Consider the following 18,477-nt stretch of genomic DNA (forward strand, 5'->3'; position numbering starts at 1 on the left):
CCAGTACGATTTCCCTCGACACTACAGGTTTCGGGCAAATGCTGACCTACACATTCGTGCGGTCGCTATACCTTGCCCCCGCTTCGGCCACGCGACGGTACCGCGTTTTTCGCGCTCTTGTCTCTCGCATTTATCTTCGGGTTCTGCTGTTTTCCGCCGCCCCGCGTCTGCTCATGCGTATAGTCGGGGTGCAGCGGCCCGAAGGGCATTGCGCCCATCAGGGAAACCAGAAGCAGACCCGATACTGCCGACCAGAAGGACAACATGAATATGTCGGAATAGGCCAGGACATAAGCCTGTGCGCGCAGTTGCGTCGCGGCAATCGACAGTGTCTCGAGACCACCGCGGGCATGCCCATCGAGAAGCGAGGCTATTTTCGACGTCCATGCATGAAGCTCAGGTGAGGCGGCGGTGATCCGGTGTCCGAGCACATTGGAGTGAAATTGCTCCCGCTGCCGCAGCCAGGTGGTCATCAGGCTCGTGGCCAGTTCGACGCTGCCAAGCCTTATGACCTGAATGTAGGCCGATACGGCGGTCGAGCGTGTGGCGTCCGAATTGGCGATGAGATAAACGACGGTCGAGAGAAAGGCGAATGACTGGCCGGCTGTGTACAACAGCACCGGAATCAGGAAATTCGAGGCTGACCATGCCTTGGTCAGCTGAGATCCCAAAAGCGCCCCTGCCGCCATCATCAGAAGACCGATGATGATGCAGAACCTCGAATCTACTCGGCGCTGGAGGACGATCGCCATCGCCGTGAATAGAAACACCGGAATGACCGCGCCTGCGAAATAGAGGTCGGAGGCGGCGATTGGCCTCAGGCCGCCGACATTCTGCAGGAAGCCGGGAACGGCAATGGAACCGCCGGCGCTGCTGAGACTGAAGCAGATGATGACGGCATAGCCGATGCCGATGTTGCGCGACAGGATGACGCTTGCATGCGCCCAGGGCCGCTCGACAAGGCTTTCATTGACGAGGAAGCAGGCTGCGAGAACCGCTCCGCCAACCAGCAGCGAGGTCACGACACCCGATTGGAACCAGTCGAGCCGGTTGCCCTGGTCGAGCGCGACGTAGAGCATCGTCATCGATGATCCGAGCAGCAGCATTCCGCCCCAGTCGGCCTTTTCCAGCAGCCCGATGTTGATCTCTTCCTTCGGCGCACCAACGACCAGCAGGAGCGCGATGACAGGGGCGACGATCACATCCTGCCAATAAAGCCACTGCCAGCCGAGATAGTCGCCGTAGATGCCGACCAGCACGAAGCCGAGGCTCTGCGACAGAGGGACACGCAGCGCATAGAGCCCGATGCCGATCAGCCAGTATTTGGTCGAAAGGTTCCGGAATATCACCATGAGGGTCGCGGGGATGAACACACCGAGCAGAAGCCCCCTCAGCGCATGGAGCACGAAAAGCGCCGTCCCGCCCGTGATCTGAGGAATGGCAAGCGAGACGGCGGCATAGAGGAGCGCGGACGGGATCATGACGCGGCGAATGCCGAAGACGGTGACAAGCCAGGCGACTGCCGAAGCGATGAGAATTTGCGGCGCGTTGGCGATCGTGCTCAGCCAGGATGCCTCGTCGGCACCGAGCGAATAGGCGCCGCGCAGATCCGGAAGGCCGACAGAGAATACCCGCGTGTCGAAGCCGACGACGAAGGATGCCAGGAGGAGCGCGGCGACGATGAGATAGGGACGGCTTGCGGTCCTGCCGCTGGTCAGCGGACCGAACACGAGCGACATCTGGCTCACCGGCTGGCTCCGGCAGGGGTATCGACCGTCACGACGGCCGACATTCCCGGTCTCAGCTGGCCAATCATGGGCTGACCCGGATCAAGCTCTATCCTGACGGGAATGCGTTGGACGACTTTCGTATAGTTTCCGGTTGCATTGTCGGGCGGCAAGAGGGCGAAGATCGCACCACTGGCCGGCGAAAGGTCGGCGACCTTGCCGTGCAGTACCTGTCCGGGGAATGTATCGACGGTGATCTCGGCGCTGCGGCCGGGCGTCATCCGGGCTAGCTGCGTCTCCTTGAAATTGGCAGTGATATAGACGTTCGGCAGAGGAATTTCGGAAACGATGCCGGTGCCGGCGCCGACGACATCGCCCTCATGGACGAACCTGCGGCCGAGAATCCCGTCGAACGGCGCTTCGATGCGCGTGTAGCTCTGGCGGACGTGCGCCGTGTCGAGGTTTGCCTGTGCCGCCCTGACCTCCGCCTGCAAGAGGGGCTCCTGGCCCTGCAGAACCTTAAGCTGCGCCTGCTGTTGTTCGATCGCCGCGGCGGTGGAATTTACCGTGGCCACCGCCTGCAGATAGGCCGACTGGGCTTGCTGAAGTTCATGCTGGGATGTTGCCCCGCCGAGCTGCTTCTGCCGCTGGAATTCCTGTTCAGTTTGCGTCTGCTGGGCAAGCGCCGAGGCATTCTGCGCCTCTGCCGCCCGCAAGACCGCCCTCTGCAATTCGATCTGATTGGCGAGGTTGGCGAGAGAGGCCTGTGCCGAGGCGAGATTGGCGCCCGCCGCTTCGACCGCGGCATCATATTCGCGGGAGTCTATCTCTGCCAGCACCTGACCTTTCGTCACTTTCTGATAGTCGGCGACCGGCGTGCGTTTGATGATCCCGCTGATCTGCGCGCTCAGCGTCGAGACATCGGCGCTGATAACGGCATCGTCGGTGGCTTGGCGGTCCGCGTCCGCAACCCAGCTGTTCCAGTCGACGATCGCCCAGGCAACGGCTGCGCTGACGGCGGCAACCGCGGCGAATGGAATAACGAGACGCCTGAAGTCGGCCGCGGTGACCGCCGGACGTACGGGAGCCGCCGGCTGCTCGGCTTGGGCAGCCGCCTTGGCGGGAGCCGAAGGAAAGTGCTTCGAAACATGATTGGGATGGGTGTCCATTACCGCCTCACACCGTTTTGCGGGCTTCAGCACACACGCTTCTCGTCGCGGTCGCCGGGCTGACAGAGACATGTTCGGTGCGGGGCAAAAGCATCCAGCAAGCGGCCGCCATCATCGTCGCGAAGCTTGGCGGATTGCCGAGGAAAGCGCAGGCAGCCATTGCGCCTATGGCGCAGGCGGCCGCAGGGGCCGTCAAGGAGTCATCCGACTGAGCAGAGCCTCTGACCGAATTCCTGTACATGACCATATCCCCCGCTGCCCTCTTGCCGGCAGCCTGTCTTTCGATGGGGAAACGCTAAACCCGCGCCGAGCTCGGGTGAATTATACATAGGTGTAGGGCGGGTCCGAGGAAGTCAGAAGCAGTGCCATGGCGAATGCCGTTGCGGCCATTGCCTCATGCAATGGCAATGCCGCACGGTCGCCATACATGCTTCATGCCCTGTTACATCGCGGCGGCCGCCACCGTGATCGGCACACCCTTGTAGGACGGCGTGCCGGAAAGATGGTCGTAGTGGTCGATCGCTACGACGACATTCATTTCTGGATAATATCCGGCAACGGAACCGCTTGGGATGTCGTAGGCAACGGCGGTAAATCCCCGCGCGACGCGCTCGGTCTCGTCTTGTCCGGCAAGTCCGCGAATGTCGATGCGATCGCCATCCTTCAGGCCGCGGCGTGCCAGATCGCCCCTGTTCATGAAGATCACGTCGCGCCGGCCGAAGACCCCGCGATAGCGATCGTCGAGCCCGTATATGGTCGTATTATATTGGTCATGGCTGCGGATCGTGGTGAGGACAAGGGCATCGGGATTGTCGAGGAGAGGATCTTCGTCGAGGCCCGCCGACACGAGAAAGTTGGCCTTGCCGTTTTCCGTGTTCCAGCGGCGGAATGAGGCCGCGACATCGAGGCGAAAACCGCCCTGCGCCCGCACCCGCCTGTTGAAATCCCTAAAATCGGGAAAGACGTGCTCGATCTTGTCGCGGATACGGTCGTAGTCGCCGATGAGCCATTCCCAGTCTATCCCGTGGCGATCGCCAAGGGTCGCCCTCGCGATGCCGGCAATGATCGCCGGTTCCGATTTTAGCATCTCTCCGGGCGGTCTCAGGAAGCCTCGCGATGCGTGGACCATCGACATGGAATCTTCCACCGTCACGGCCTGCGGGCCTGAGGCCTGCGTGTCGAGATCGGTGCGGCCGAGGCAAGGCAGAATGACCGATGTCTTGGCAGTAAGGAGATGCGACCGATTGAGCTTCGTTGCGATGTGAACGGCGAGATCGAGTTTGCGCATGGCATCGAAGGTCAGTTCGGGATCGGACATCGCCACGGCCAGGTTGCCTCCGAGGCAGACGAGCGCCTTTGATTTGCCCGCGGCGATAGCCTCGATTGCCTCCACGGCATTGTGTCCCTTCTTGTCGGACGGGCGAAAGCCGAAGGCGCGTTCCATGCCGTCGAGCAGCGCCTGGTTCGGGATTTCCGTAATCCCCACCGTCCGATCGCCCTGCACATTGGAATGGCCGCGGATCGGCGCGATGCCGGCGCCCTGCCTGCCGATATTACCGCGGAGCATCAGCAGATTGGCGATCTGCTGCACATTGCCGGTGCCCTTGGCGTGCTGCGTTATGCCCATGCCGTAGCAGACGATGACATTTTTGGCGTTGGCATAGATGCGCGCTACGCTCTCGAGCGCTTCCTTGGAAAGGCCGCTGACGGAGATGATCCTCTCCCACGGCGTGTTTTCCAGGTCCGATTGCAGCGTCTCGAACCCAACTGTGTGCTCCTCGATGAAAGCGCGATCGAGCAGTCCTGGGCCTCCGGCCTCCCGATCTGCCGCATCCAGCTCGAAAACGGCTTTCATGATACCCTTCAGCGCGGCAAGGTCACCGCCGGCTCGCACCTGGTGATAGGCCGAAGCGATCGGCGTGGACGACAAGGTCGCCATCTCCACCGGATCCTGCGGCGCGGCAAATCGTTCCAGTGCACGTTCCTTCAGGGGATTGAACACCACGATCGGCACGCCTCGGCGGGCTGCATTATGCAGCGTGGTCATCATGCGCGGGTGGTTGGTGCCGGGGTTATGGCCGAAACTGAAGATTGCATCGGCGTGATCGAAATCATCAAGAGTGACCGTGCCCTTGCCGACGCCGATTGATTTCGGAAGACCGACGCTGGTGGCTTCATGGCACATGTTCGAGCAGTCGGGGAAATTGTTCGTCCCATAGGCGCGCACGAAGAGCTGGTAGAGGAAGGCGGCTTCGTTGGAGGCGCGGCCCGAAGTGTAGAATTCGGCCTGATCCGGATCGTCGAGCTTGTTCAATTCTTGCGCAATCAATTCGAAAGCGGCATTCCAATCGATCGGCTCGTAGCGATCGCTGCCAGCGTCGTAGCGCAGCGGCACAGTCAGCCTGCCGGCATCTTCCAGCTTGTGGTCGGTCCATTCCCAAAGCTCCGAGACGGCATGGTCAGCGAAAAAATCCGGTCCCGATCGTTTTGCGGTCGATTCCCAGGTGATGGCCTTCGCCCCATTTTCACAGAACTCGAAAGACGATGTGTGCTTGGGATCGGGCCAGGCGCAGCCGGGACAGTCGAAACCCTCCGGCTGGTTCGCTTTGAGCAATGTCATCGCCCCCTGCGCGACCACTTGTTGGTGCGCAAGCGTTTTTGCGACGGCCTTGAGCGCATCCCATCCGCCAGCCGGGCGATCATACTGCTCGATACCTTCCGGACGCTTATCTTTCATGTCGGCAACTCCTCAAGGCTCTGATAGCTTTGTGATCTGGACGCACGGGCGCGACCGCCAGAAAGATAGTGCCGAAGTCGGACGACGGACATAGTACACTGGGATAGGCCCGCGGGCGCGTTCGCCGTCGCGGTCCGCGAGGCTCATCCCTCGATGCCTCTGTCGTGGAAACCATCCGCGGAGCCCCGACAATATGAACGGACAAGGGCGCGGCCCCTCGATGGACGGGCCGCGGGATTGAACCGGAATTAACGAACCGGCTTGAAGGCCGCCCGCAATTCTTCGGCGAAGAGCTGCGGCTGTTCCCAAGCGGCAAAATGCCCGCCTCGCTCCACCTGGTGGTAGTAAACCAGGGAAGGATAGGCCTGGCGGCTCCAGCTCTCCGGCGCTTTGTAAATTTCCTTCGGGAAGACCGAGATTCCGACCGGGATCTTTATGTCCCTGGTCTTCTGCGCTTCGGAGCTGAAGTTGTTGTTGTTATTTTCCCAATAGAAGCGGGATGATGACGCGCCCGTGTTGGTCAGCCAATAGAGCGTGATGTCGTTCAGCATGTCATCCCTCGACAAGACGCGTTCGGGAACGCCGTCACTGTCGCTCCACTGCGCGAATTTCTCATAGATCCACGACGCTAGTCCGGACGGCGAGTCCGAGAGCGAATAGCCGATCGTCTGCGGCCGGGTGACCATCATGGCGCCGTAGGCGGCGTTGCGGCCGAAAAACACGCTCAAGGAATGGTAGGCTTCCTTTTCGGACTGGGACAGTCCGGCAGGGGCCGCGTCGCCGCTATTGATCCCCCGCATGAGTTCGCCAGGCACCGTCGCCGGCATGTTCAGATGGATTGCCAGCAAACCAGCCGGTGCCTGCCTTGCCAAAGCATCCGAGATCACCGAGCCGTGGTCGCCGCCCTGCGAGACGTAATGGGTGTAGCCCAGCCGCTTTACCAGGACATCCCAGGCGCGGGCGACGCGGTCGGGCCCCCAGCCTTGACCCGTCGGCCGGCCGGAGAAGCCGTAGCCGGGGATCGACGGAATGATCACGTCGAAGGCGTCTTCCGGCTTGCCGCCATAGGCAGTCGGGTCGGTGAGAGGGCCGATCGCCTTGATGAACTCGAACATCGAGCCGGGCCAGCCATGGGTCAAGATAACCGGGAGGGCGTTCGGATGGCGGGAGCGGACGTGAATGAACTGGATGTCCACCCCGTCGATCGTCGTGACGAACTGCGGCAGGGCGTTGAGCTGGTCTTCGGCTTTGCGCCAATCATAGTCGGTCCCCCAGTAACGGACGAGCTCCTGGACGCGCGCGAGCTGGATGCCCTGAGAGATATCTCCGACGGTCTCCTTATCCGGCCAGCGCGTTTCTGCGATCCGTCTCTTGAGATCATCGAGCTGGCTCTGCGCGACGTGAACGTGAAACGGCCGAATACTCTCGTCCGACGCTGGCCGCGTCTGCGCGATCGGCGCGCTCGTTTCTGCCGCGCCAGCGGACTGAACATAAGCCGTCGATATAAGCATGGTCGATCCGAGCGCGATCGCGACCGCGCGTACAAATAACGGGTTCGACCTGGAAAACTGGGCAATATTGGTCACTGAAACTCTCCTTCGCCTGTCGTTCTGCAACTACTCGCAAGGGGAGTGCTAGGCGGCGGAAGTATCACATATGTTTCGTCGCGATATCTCTTTTGTCACGGATTGTACCGTCGAAGTCGTCAGATACGCGTTGATACAAATCCTGACATTACTCGTCCGTTGAAAAAATCCGACATCGTCGACACTGCCTTTCGGCACGCGCCGCAAAGGAGCTCGGCTGAAACGAGCATCACCTCATTCAACGATTTCGGAATTTATCGTTCTATGGAATACGGCGAACCAGATCAGCGGATTATCGTGCGCAGATCGTCCCTCAATCCCGGTGCGCACCCCCCCCTGGTGTCGCCGGGAAAAAAGCTGAAAGATCGAGATTCGGCGCTGGCCAGAGATCAAATAATCGAGGATCGACGAATGCTGGATTCCGCTCCGGAGAAGTCAAACAAGCGTAGTTCCCTGATACTCACCTGTTCCGCGATGAACCGGGGCCTTCGCCTCTGCAGTCGGAGCTGTCATCAGTCCAGCACTTCCGAGGACCGAAACGAGGATCAGTCGGCCGGGGAAGCAAGCGGCACCGGCAATGAAGCGATCAGGGCTCAAGCATCCGTGCTTGTCGACCAAGGCGACCCCTGCTGGGAACACCTATCAAGCCTAAGACTGTTTTCTGAAAGCGACCCGCGCGGCAACCGACTGGCGCACGATCATGTCGCACTCCAGCTTGACCTTGTGATTGTCATGCTGCATCCGCGGCGCGGCGATCATCTCGGCCAGCTTTTCGACCGCATAGCGCGCCATGTCGGCATGGGGCAGCTGCATGGTGGTGAGCGGCGGCAGCATGTCGCCGGAATAGGATTCGTTGTCGAAACCGATGACGGAGAGATCTCGCGGGATCTGTAAGCCGGCCTCCTTCGCTGCCTCGTAGACACCCATGGCGATGCGGTCGCAGAAGCAGCATATTGCCGTCGGCCGGTCATCGAGCACCTGAAGGCGCTTGAAGGCGGCATAGCCCCCTTGAATTGTCCAGCGCCCTTTGATGATCAAATGATTATCGACGGGAATGTCACGCATGGTCAGGGCTCGACGATAGCCCTTGATCCGCTCGCGGGAAGCTTCGATCGAATCCTCTCCGCCGATATAGGCGATGCGGGTGTGGCCGGCATCGATCAGCGCCAGCGTCGCCTTCATCACTGCCGAGAGGTCTCCCGGCACCACGCTCGGCAGAGGTTTTTCGACAGCGTAGCAATTCAAGAGGACCGTCGGCCATTCAGTGAGCTGCGGGGGAAGCGTGACCTGCTGGGTGATCAGCCGCGCATAGATGACCCCGGCAACAGACAGCGTCGCGAGATGATTGAGAGCCGCCTGCTCCGCCTCTCCATCGGCATCCGTCGGCATCACCGACAGCAGATAGCCAAGCTCGTTGGCCGCCTCTCCGGCCCCGTCGATCAGGCCGGCGACATGGGGCGAACTCGTCACCTCATTGATGAGCATGGCGATCAGCGGACGCCTGCCGGTCCGGCGCACGGCCGTGCTGTATCCCATCCGGACTGCCGCACTCAACACCGCGTCACGCGTTGCCGCCGATATGCGGGTTCCCGGAGCATTGTTGAGCACGAGCGAGACCGTAGCCTGCGAAACGCCGCAGGCAGTGGCGATGTCGGACATTGTCGGCTTTTTGATCACGCGCACCCCTCGGAAGACTGGCTACCGATTAGCACGAAGTTTTGTGAACAGAAAAGCGCCGAGGGCTTGCCTGCTAATATTTTTAGTTATAGGTGGTAATTTATAACTAATCACTCTGGGAGGAGTGCATGGCGGGTGTAACGCTGGCGGGAGTGTCGAAGAAGTACGGCGCGGTGGATGTCATCCACGACATTTCACTCGCGATAGAGGACGGTGAATTTGTTGTCTTCGTCGGACCTTCCGGCTGCGGCAAATCCACCCTTCTGCGCATGGTCGCCGGCTTCGAGACCATTACTGGCGGCGACGTCCTGATCGGCGGCCACAAGGTCAATGATATCGCCGCGCGTGACCGCGGCGTCGCCATGGTCTTCCAGAACTACGCGCTTTACCCGCATATGACCGCCCGCGAGAACATGGCCTTCGGCCTGCGCAACATCGGCACGCCCAAGGCTGAGATCGTCTCGCGGATCGACAAGGCCGCGGCAATCCTCCAGCTCGAACCATATCTCGATCGAAAGCCCAAGGCGCTTTCTGGCGGTCAGCGTCAGCGTGTTGCGATCGGCCGCGCAATTATGCGGGAGCCGGATGTCTTTCTGTTTGACGAGCCGCTTTCCAACCTTGATGCCGCCCTTCGGGTATCGATGCGCACCGAGATCGCCAAGCTCCATCACCGCCTCGGCGCAACCATGATTTATGTCACCCATGACCAGACCGAAGCCATGACCATGGCGGATCGCATCGTGGTCCTCAGAGGCGGCAATATCGAACAGGCCGGCGCACCGATCGAGCTTTATGACCGCCCTGCCAATGCCTTCGTGGCTGGCTTCCTCGGCGCGCCGCACATCAACTTGATCCCGGCAACCGTGACGTTCGTGGAGGGTGAAACGGTCGAACTGGCCTGTGCTGGCAACGCTCGCATCATCGCCAAGGTGCGCACCAGGCCTGCCGAAGGCGACAAGGTCACTCTCGGTTTGAGACCGGAAATTCTGTCGCCGGCGGATGAAGGTCCGCTGAGCGGTATTGTCGATGTCGTCGAGCAGCTCGGTTCGGTGCAGCTCGTCTATGCGACGCTTGCCGATGGCACATCGATCGTTTCGGAACTTCGCGGCGGGGCGGCGCCCTCGATCGGCTCCGTTGCCCGTTTCGCGATTGGCCCGGGCACGCGCCACGTGTTCGACGCAGCTGAGGCTTCGATCACCCTCCATTTCGGAGGTGGAGCATGAATGCCACCAGTCAGGCCGCGGCGCGCAGGCGCGATGCGCTCGCCGCCTATCTCTTCCTCGCGCCCTTCGCGGTGATCTATGCCACCTTCCTGGTGTACCCCTTCTTCAAGGGATTGTGGATCAGTCTCCACGACTGGGAGCTTGCCGGTGATTACCGGAAGTATGTCGGCCTGCTAAATTACGAGGATATGTGGTTCGACACGATCTTCTGGAAGGCGGTGGGAAACACCCTGACTTTCGTCGCCATGACCGTGCCGACCATGACGCTGCTGGCACTGGTGCTGGCTCTTGCAGTCTTCGGTCAGGGTCGGCTCAAAGGCGTGCTGCGCTCTGTCTTCTTCATGTCGAGCGTGTTTTCGGTGTCCGTCGTCACGCTGATCTGGTCGATGGTGCTTTCCGCTGACAACGGCTTGCTGGTACCGCTCTTCAATGCCATCGGCGTTAAGCCGATCAACTTCCTCGGCCACCCGACGCTCGCCATGCCTTCGATTGCACTGACAACGCTCTGGTGGGGCGTCGGTCTTCCCATGGCCTTGTTTCTGGCTGCACTCAGCCAGATTCCGCCGGAGCTCTATGAAGCGGCCGAACTTGATCACGCCAGCCGCTTCACGGTCCTGAAGAGCATCACCCTGCCCTCGATCCGTCATACGGTGCTCCTTGTTCTGGTCCTTCAGATCGTCGGGCAGTTCCAGATCTTCGGCCAGGCGCACCTGATGACACAGGGAGGCCCGGCCAATCGCACGCGCACGCTGGTCCAATATATTTATGAGACAAGCTTCCGCGATTGGCAGGTCGGATACGCCACGGCGATGTCCTTCGGCCTATTCATCCTGATGCTGGGCTTCACCATGCTGCAGCTCTGGCTCGGCCGCAGGGGAGACGAATAATGGCAAGCGCCCGCAACCGCGGCCTGCGCCGCGCCACCGATCTTCTCATCCTCGGCGCCACTATCGCCTTCGCGATCCTCTGGCTTGTACCGGTCATCTGGGTCGTCACCATGTCGCTGAAGCCGAATGCCGAGCTGATGCGTTCGACGGCCGGCTTCCTGCCGATCCCGTTTACGCTCGACAATTATCTCGGCCTGCTGAAGCTCGAGACGGTGCCACGCTGGCTGATGCACAGCCTGATCGTCTCGGTCACGATGACGTTCCTGGTTCTGGTCGTCTCGTCCATGGCGGGCTATGCCTTCGCGCGGCTGGAATTCCCCCTCAAGAAGACGCTGTTCATGCTGATGGTCGCCGGCCTGATGGTGCCCGAGCAGGCTGTGTTCATTCCGCTCCACACCATGATCTCGGGCTGGGGATTGCATAACACCCATTTTGCGCTGGTGATGCCGCGCATCGCCGTGCCGATTGGCGTATTTCTGATGATGCAGTTCTTCCGGAGCGTTCCGAAGGAGCTGGAGGAAGCAGCCGCCATTGATCACGCCTCGCGGCTGACGATCTTTCTGAAGATCATGTTGCCGCTCTCCGTGCCGGCATTGACGACGCTCGGCCTCTTCACATTCATCTTCGCCTGGAACGATTTTCTCTGGCCGCTCGTGTCGGCGACCAAGGCAGACATGTACACGGTCACGGTCGGCCTCGCCTCGATCCAAGGCAACTTCGCGTTTTCGGAAGGCGTGGGCGCCGTGATGGCTTCGGCCGTTTTCGCCAGCCTTCCCATCGTTCTTCTATTCCTGATCTTCCAGCGCTTCATCGTGGCAGGCGTCGCCATGAGCGCCGGCAAATAGAGCCGGCCGACCAGCCGCGCCGGAAGGGCTTCTACAACCGCATCGACAAGGAGGATATGATGCACAAGACGAAAATGCTGCAACGTCTGGCGCTCGCCACGACGCTGATGACTGCGCTCCTGGGAGGAACAGCGCAGGCCGTGGAAATCTCGCTCTTTCGCTTCTTTGGCGAGTGCCAGAGCGAGTACGGCGACGTCACGGATGTCTCCAAGGCCAATGGCGAATGCGGCATCATCACTGCGCTCACCAACAAGTTCAACGCTGAAAACACGATCGGTGCCAAGGTCGTGACCCAGACGGCCGAATGGGGTGCCTATTACGACCTGCTGACGGCGACTTATTCCACCGGCAACATCCCCGATGTCGCGGTGATGCATGCCTCGGTCATGCCGAATTTCTCCAACCGGGACCTTCTGACGCCGCTGACCAAGCCGATGGCTGATCTCGGGGTTCAGACCGATGACTTCGTGCCGGCGGCCTTGAAGAACGCCACGTCGGGAGGCGAGGTTTACGCCCTCCCATTTGACCTTCACGCGCTGCTCCTCCATATCAACATGGACCTGATGAAGAAGGCAGGTCTCGTCAATTCGGACGGTTCGCCGATCCTGCCGAAATCGCCTGAAGAGCTGCTCGAACAGGGCAGGAAATTCAAGGAAGCAACCGGCAAGTATTATATCGGCTCGGAGGCGCAGAGCTCCGAAGGCATGATGGTGCGCCTGTTCGACACGCTGCTCTGGCAGCAGGGCGTCGATGTTCTCTCGGCCGACGGGAAGACGGCAGGCATCAACACGCCGGAAGGCCTGAATGCCGCCAAGCTTATCTCAACGATCTTCGCGGAAGGTCTTGCCAATCCGGCGCTCGATTATCCCGGCTCCGAGCAGGCGTTTCTCAACGGCGAAACCGGCATCCTGCTCAACGGCACCTGGGGCGTCGATAACTACGACACCCAGGCCAAGAGCGGCAAGGTTGCGCTCAAGGATTATCGGGTCGCGAACGTGTCGCAAATCTACGCGAAGCCATCCGTGTGGGCCGATAGCCATATGTGGGTGATTCCGAAGGATGCCAATCGCAGCGAGGAAAAGACCAAGGCCGCGCTCGCCTTTCTCAAGTTCCTGAACGACAACAATTTCCAGTGGTCGCGCACCGGCCATCTGTCGATTCGTCAATCGGTCCTGAATTCTGCCGAATTCAAGGCTCTGCCGCATCGCGCCGAATATGCCGACACTGCCAAGAACGCCACAGCATTGCCGCAGATCCAGAACCAGCGTGCGGTATACAACGCGATGATCACGGACCTCAACGCCATGTGGCTGACGGGCACTGACCCTCAGGCCGCAGTTGAAGCGATGCAAGCTGGTGTCGAGCGAGTGCTGCGCCGCAACCGCTGAACGCTTTTTCAACCCCTCCTCAGGGATTGGTCTTCCGCCGGGATACGCAGCCGTGCGTATCCCGGATCCACCGACATACTTGATCTCCAGGGACAATAAGATGACCACACGCTCCCAGTCGCCCGCCCCGGTGGCCACGCCGCTCCGTGCAACGCTTTCCCTTGATGGGGCATGGGAGTTTCGCCACGAAACCGATCAGGAATGGCGGCAGGCGAAAGTGCCGGCGCACTGGCAGGCTTGTTTCGAGGATCTGGCCGTCAGCTTCGGATCGGCAACCTATCGCCGTGGTTTCTTGCTTCCCGCGGAATGGATAGGCCGGGAAATCGCCATCTGCTTCGCTGCCGTCAGCGATCTAGCCATCGTCTCCATCAACGGCACCGAGTTGGGCCGTCATGAAGGCGGCTATCTTCCCTTCGAATTCACCATCCCCGCGGATCTCTTGAAGGCTGATAACACGATCGAGGTCTTGGCCTCTCTGCCGGATGCACATCGCAACGAAAATGGCACCGACTTTGCAGAAATCCCGCACGGCAAGCAAAGCTGGTACGGCCCGCAGGGCGGCATCTGGCAGTCTGTCCGGCTTGAAGCGCGTGATCCGGCTCACATCTCCTCGCTTCGCCTCGATCCGATGTGGCCGGACGGCAGGCTCGAATTCGAAGCCGAGCTTACCGGCTTGACCGAACGCAAGCTGACAGTCGAAATCTCCGGCCCGCAGGGCGAGACCGTTTATACCGGTGAGATTCCAGCCTCTGGTCATAAGATCAAACATTCGATCCAGCTGGAGACTGTGGCGCAATGGTCGCCGGATAGCCCGAGCCTCTATTCGATCAGCGTAACCCTTTTCGCCGGCGGCACCGCGACCGACAGCCGGAAGGACAAGTTCGGCTTCCGGCGGTTCGAAGCCAAGGATGGCTTCCTGCACCTGAACGGTGCTCCGCTTTATCTGCGCGCGGCCCTGGACCAGGATTATTATCCGGATGGTTTCGGCGCTCCGCCGTCTCTCGAACTGCTGGAAGACCAGTTGGGCAAGGCCAAGGCGATGGGGCTCAATTGCCTGCGCTGCCACATCAAGGTGCCGGACCCGCGCTACTACGAGGTTGCCGATCGGCTCGGCATGCTGATCTGGACCGAAATCCCCAATATTGAAACCTTCACCCCTGCCTCCGCCGAGCGTCTGCGCCGGACGATGGAAGGCATCCTCGCACGCGACCGCAACCATCCCTCGATCGTGATCTGGACCCTGATCAACGAAGATTGGGGAACCCGCTTGCGCGAATCGGCAGAGCAGCGGCAGTGGATTTCCGCCATGGTGGACTGGCTGCGCGCGGAAGACCCGCTGCGTCTGGTCGTCGACAATTCCGCATGCTTCCCGAACGTCCACCTAAAGACCGACATCAACGACTACCATTTCTACCGGACGACGGTAGACCGCCGCGAGGAATGGGAGATGCTCTGCCGCGAGTTCGCCGGCAACGCCGACTGGACCTTCTCGACTGATAAGGAAGCCGTGCGCACGCGGAAAGAGCCACTCATCCTTTCCGAATTCGGCGTCTGGGGTCTTCCCGACCCTGCCCGTCTTCGCAGCGAGGATGGCGGCGACCCCTGGTGGATGGCCCATGGCGCGACCTGGGCGGATGGCACGGCGCTGCCGCAAGGCATCGAAGCGCGTTTCCGCGAACTCGGACTGGGGCAGATTTTCGGCGATCTCGGCCGGTTCATCGAGCAGGTGCAATGGTATCAATACATGAACCTGAAATACGAGATCGAGGTGATCCGCACGCACGCCCCGATCGGCGGCTATGTGATCACCGAGTTCACCGACGTTCATTGGGAAGGCAACGGACTGATGGACATGGCGCGCAATCCGCGCGTTTTCGCCGAGGCGCTGCCGGCCGTCAATTCCGATGTGGTCATTGCTCCCGGGGCCGCACGCCATGCTGTCTATGAGGAAGGCACGGCCCGCTTCGATATCAAGATTTCGAGCGGTGGAAAGGCACTGCCCGAAGGCACGCGCCTTCTCTGGGAATTCGGCGCGGAAAACGGCGCGATAGATTTGCCGGCCATTGCGCCGATGCAGGTTCACAATGCGGACATATCCGCGGCCGCGCGTAAGGTAGCAGCACCGGACGTTCAGAAGGCAGGCTTCCGCATCGTTGCGCCCGACGGAACCATTTTGTCCGGCAACTCCGAGACCATCGCCGTATACGGAAGGCGCCATGCACTTGCGCCTATCCGCTTTGCCGCCGACGATGACGGCCTCTCCGACCGGTTGTCAGCCCTTGGTCACGTGATGGTTTCGCCGAACGAGGCGGATGTCTTCGTCACTGGAGACATCGATGCCGCACGGGTCGAGGCGATCCATTCCGGTCAGCGTGTATTGCAGATCGTTGCGAAGGATCCCGGCCGCCTTCGCGACGACACGCCACCGCGCGACGGTCCGATGTCGATCGAGATCGATGCAGGCGGCGGCGGCATGCTTTCCGGCCCATATTTCAGCTTTCCGGGCTATGGCCTGGTCAACCGTCATAAATCAATCTGGCGCGGCGACTGGGTCGGCAACTTCTCCTGGCTGCGCAGGGACGGCGTTTTCGCTCATATTCCGGGCGGTCCGCTGTTCGACATGTCTTTCACCGGCGTCGTGCCGCACCAGTTGATGACAGGCTTCCGTCCCTGGGAATTCCAAGGTCGCGTCCATGCCGGTGTCGTCGTCGGCTGGGTCCACAAACCTGCCGCCTTCATCATCGAAAAACGGCTCGGCCGCGGCAAGCTGGTTGCCACCACCTTCCGGCTGAACCGGGAAGCGCCGGATGTCGATCCACTGGCAACGGCGCTCTACGACGGCCTCCTCACGCTCGCGGCAAGGCCGTGAGCTGCGCGAAGAACGAGCCTGTCACGACAGGCTCAGCCGGCCTCGGCTTTCCTCCCGCTCACCGATTCGCGGAAATGACGCGGCGTGGTCCCCGTGCGCTCTTTGAATATCTCGTAGAAGCGACTGCTGGAGCCGAAGCCGCAGTCAAAGCCGATCTGCAGGATGGGATCGTCGGTATCCGTCAAAAGCTGCATCGCCCTCGCCACCCGGTATCGGATCAGATATTCGTTGACCGATATTCCGAGGACCTTTCGGAACGCACTGTTTGCCGTGCTCGGATGCATGTTTGCGAGCCGGGCGAGTTCGGGAACGCTGATCGGGTTCGCATAATGAATATTGATCAGATCGCTCAGTAGTTCGACGTGTCCGACGGCCTGGCCTGCCAGAGGCGCCGGAGCTGATTGTGTCGCGGCATTTTCCGTCTCGCCATTATCGAGGATCAGGCGTCGTATGCGCAATCGCACCTCCTCGACAATCAGTTTCCGCCGTGCATTGCCTCCTGACTGCCATTCGCTTTCCCACCGCGGAAACATCGAAAGATCAGGCGTTTCCTGATCTGCCTGCGTCAGGAAGCGCCCCTGCATGATCGATTGCCGGGCTCCTCTGTCTATGGGCAGAGCGAGAAAATCGACGAGTGGGAGATAGACGCACACGAGGGGCGCGTTTTCGGTCACGGCGATCGTCTGGTGCGGGATCGCCGCCCAGAACAGGACCAGCCGCCCGGCCGCCACCTGTTCCTGCCTGCCGTTGAAAAGATAGGTCATCCGGCCGTCCATCAGCAGGTTCAGCTCGACATGGTCGTGCCAGTGCGCTGCCGCCATCGCATCGGCTATGTGGCGCTCGATCAGGAATTCGCCTCTCGATGAGATCCACTCGGTTCGGTCGTGACTGCGCTTCATTTTCTGGTCCCGACTCGGATTCCGGAATTATTCGTCTGGCTGCCGGAAGAAATTCTGATTCAGAAGGAGCATTAAGCAATCACAACCGATAGGGAGATTGCAATGCCGAAGATTTGCCTTGTGGGTGCCGGCAGCACCGTGTTCGCGCAGAATATTCTGGGAGATGTCTTATCCTCGCAAAGCCAGGGGAGCTACGTCATCAGTCTGTTCGATATCGATCCGGAGCGATTGAAGACTTCTGAAATCGTTGCCCGCCGGATCTGCGAAGCGCTCGGGCATTCCAGCGTCAGGATCGAAGCCACCTTGGACCGGCGTGAAGCTCTTCGCGCATCGGATTTCGTAATCCTCATGATGCAGGTCGGCGGTTACAAGCCGGCGACCGTGACGGATTTCGAGGTTCCGAAGAAATACGGCTTGCGTCAGACGATCGCCGACACCCTTGGTATTGGCGGCATTTTCCGCGGCTTGCGGACGATCCCGGTCCTGGAGGCGATCTGCCGGGACATGCAGGAAGTCTGCCCGCAGGCCCTGCTGATGCAATATGTGAATCCGATGGCTATCAACTGCTGGGCAATCAAGGAATTCGCGCCTGACATACGGACGGTCGGCCTGTGCCACAGCGTGCAGCACACTGCCGCCCACCTTGCGGATTGCCTTGGCGAAGACCTCGCCGACATCAACTACCTGTCTGCCGGCATCAACCACGTCGCCTTTTTCCTGAAATATGAGAAGGTCGACAGCGACGGCCGAAGGGAAGACCTTTATCCGCGGTTGAAAGCCTTGGCGAACGAAGACAGCATCCCGGCCGATGACCGCGTTCGCTTCGATGTGCTCAAGCGCCTCGGCCATTTCGTGACGGAGTCGAGCGAACATTTCTCGGAATATACTTCCTGGTACATCAAGGAAGGCCGAAACGACCTGATTGACCGGCTCAACATCCCCTTGGACGAATATATTCGTCGTTGCGAAGTGCAGATAGGCGAATGGCATGCCCTGAGGCGGGAACTGGAAGGCGAGAGGCCGATCGAGGTCTGCCGCAGCAACGAATATGCTGCCGGCATCATCCACGCTGCCGTAACCGGCGCCCCTGCTCTGATCTACGGGAACGTCCCAAACAACGGCCTGATCGAGAACCTGCCCGACGACTGCATCGTGGAAGTGCCTTGCCATGTCGACAGGAACGGAATTCAGCCTGTTCGCATTGGACGGATTCCGTCTCAGCTGTCCGCAGTCATGAACCTGAGTGTTTCGGTGCAGCGGTTGACCGTGGAAGCCGCTCTCACAAAGAGCCGCGAGCGTATCTATCAGGCCGCCCTCCTGGATCCTCATACCTCCGCCGAACTTTCCCCGGATCAGATTTGGGGCCTTGTCGACGATCTTGTCGAGGCACATGGCGATCTCTTGCCCGAATATCACTGACGCGTCAGGCATAGCTGATTCCATGGTACGCGCCGCGATACTCGCGGCGCG

General features: G+C 60.5%; 12 protein-coding genes. 6 read left to right on the plus strand and 6 right to left on the minus strand.

Going from position 1 to position 18,477, the window contains the following annotated elements; all coding sequences use genetic code 11:
* Positions 1-65: 65 nt before the first annotated feature.
* The 5 genes from ATY76_RS12930 to ATY76_RS12955 all read right to left on the minus strand — a co-directional run bounded on the left by ATY76_RS12930 (position 66) and on the right by ATY76_RS12955 (position 8,878).
* Positions 66-1,739, minus strand: coding sequence for an MFS transporter (locus tag ATY76_RS12930; RefSeq protein WP_245309847.1), 1,674 nt, complete (start codon positions 1,737-1,739; stop codon positions 66-68).
* Positions 1,740-1,744: 5 nt separating this feature from the next.
* Positions 1,745-2,896 carry an HlyD family secretion protein gene (locus ATY76_RS12935; RefSeq protein WP_088675148.1) on the minus strand — a complete coding sequence of 384 codons (1,152 nt, stop codon included), beginning with the start codon at positions 2,894-2,896 and terminating at the stop codon, positions 1,745-1,747.
* Between the two features lie 442 nt (positions 2,897-3,338).
* A complete protein-coding gene (locus tag ATY76_RS12945) occupies positions 3,339-5,633 on the minus strand; it encodes an FdhF/YdeP family oxidoreductase (RefSeq protein WP_088675150.1) in 2,295 nt (764 codons plus the stop codon).
* 248 nt (positions 5,634-5,881) lie between these two features.
* Positions 5,882-7,144: an epoxide hydrolase gene (locus ATY76_RS12950; protein ID WP_088675193.1), complete on the minus strand. Its 1,263-nt coding sequence runs from the start codon at positions 7,142-7,144 to the stop codon at positions 5,882-5,884.
* 723 nt (positions 7,145-7,867) lie between these two features.
* Positions 7,868-8,878, minus strand: coding sequence for a LacI family DNA-binding transcriptional regulator (locus tag ATY76_RS12955; protein ID WP_245309823.1), 1,011 nt, complete (start codon positions 8,876-8,878; stop codon positions 7,868-7,870).
* Positions 8,879-9,024: 146 nt separating this feature from the next.
* On the opposite strand from ATY76_RS12955, the gene ugpC reads away from it, so the two are divergent.
* The 5 genes from ugpC to ATY76_RS12980 all read left to right on the plus strand — a co-directional run bounded on the left by ugpC (position 9,025) and on the right by ATY76_RS12980 (position 16,108).
* On the plus strand, positions 9,025-10,119 hold the full coding sequence (gene ugpC / locus ATY76_RS12960; protein WP_088675152.1) for a sn-glycerol-3-phosphate ABC transporter ATP-binding protein UgpC: 1,095 nt from the start codon (positions 9,025-9,027) through the stop codon (positions 10,117-10,119).
* Positions 10,116-11,006 (plus strand): sugar ABC transporter permease, encoded by an 891-nt coding sequence (locus ATY76_RS12965; protein ID WP_088675153.1) that lies wholly within the window; start codon positions 10,116-10,118, stop codon positions 11,004-11,006. The genes ugpC and ATY76_RS12965 overlap by 4 nt, the downstream gene beginning before the upstream one ends.
* Positions 11,006-11,851, plus strand: coding sequence for a carbohydrate ABC transporter permease (locus ATY76_RS12970; protein ID WP_088675154.1), 846 nt, complete (start codon positions 11,006-11,008; stop codon positions 11,849-11,851). Before ATY76_RS12965 ends, ATY76_RS12970 begins: the two co-directional genes overlap by 1 nt.
* A 59-nt stretch (positions 11,852-11,910) precedes the next feature.
* Positions 11,911-13,239: an extracellular solute-binding protein gene (locus tag ATY76_RS12975; protein WP_088675194.1), complete on the plus strand. Its 1,329-nt coding sequence runs from the start codon at positions 11,911-11,913 to the stop codon at positions 13,237-13,239.
* A gap of 100 nt (positions 13,240-13,339) precedes the next feature.
* On the plus strand, positions 13,340-16,108 hold the full coding sequence (locus ATY76_RS12980; protein WP_088675155.1) for a glycoside hydrolase family 2 TIM barrel-domain containing protein: 2,769 nt from the start codon (positions 13,340-13,342) through the stop codon (positions 16,106-16,108).
* 32 nt (positions 16,109-16,140) lie between these two features.
* Here the strand turns inward: ATY76_RS12980 and ATY76_RS12985 are convergent, their stop codons facing one another.
* Positions 16,141-17,007 (minus strand): helix-turn-helix domain-containing protein, encoded by an 867-nt coding sequence (locus tag ATY76_RS12985; protein WP_088675156.1) that lies wholly within the window; start codon positions 17,005-17,007, stop codon positions 16,141-16,143.
* A gap of 102 nt (positions 17,008-17,109) precedes the next feature.
* Here ATY76_RS12985 and ATY76_RS12990 point away from each other — a divergent pair, with 102 nt between their 5' ends.
* Complete coding sequence (locus tag ATY76_RS12990; RefSeq protein ID WP_088675157.1) at positions 17,110-18,426, plus strand: alpha-glucosidase/alpha-galactosidase; 1,317 nt, start codon at positions 17,110-17,112, stop codon at positions 18,424-18,426.
* Positions 18,427-18,477: the final 51 nt, after the last annotated feature.

The organism is Rhizobium sp. R339, assembly GCF_002211395.1.
Classification (GTDB): Bacteria; Pseudomonadota; Alphaproteobacteria; order Rhizobiales; family Rhizobiaceae; genus Rhizobium.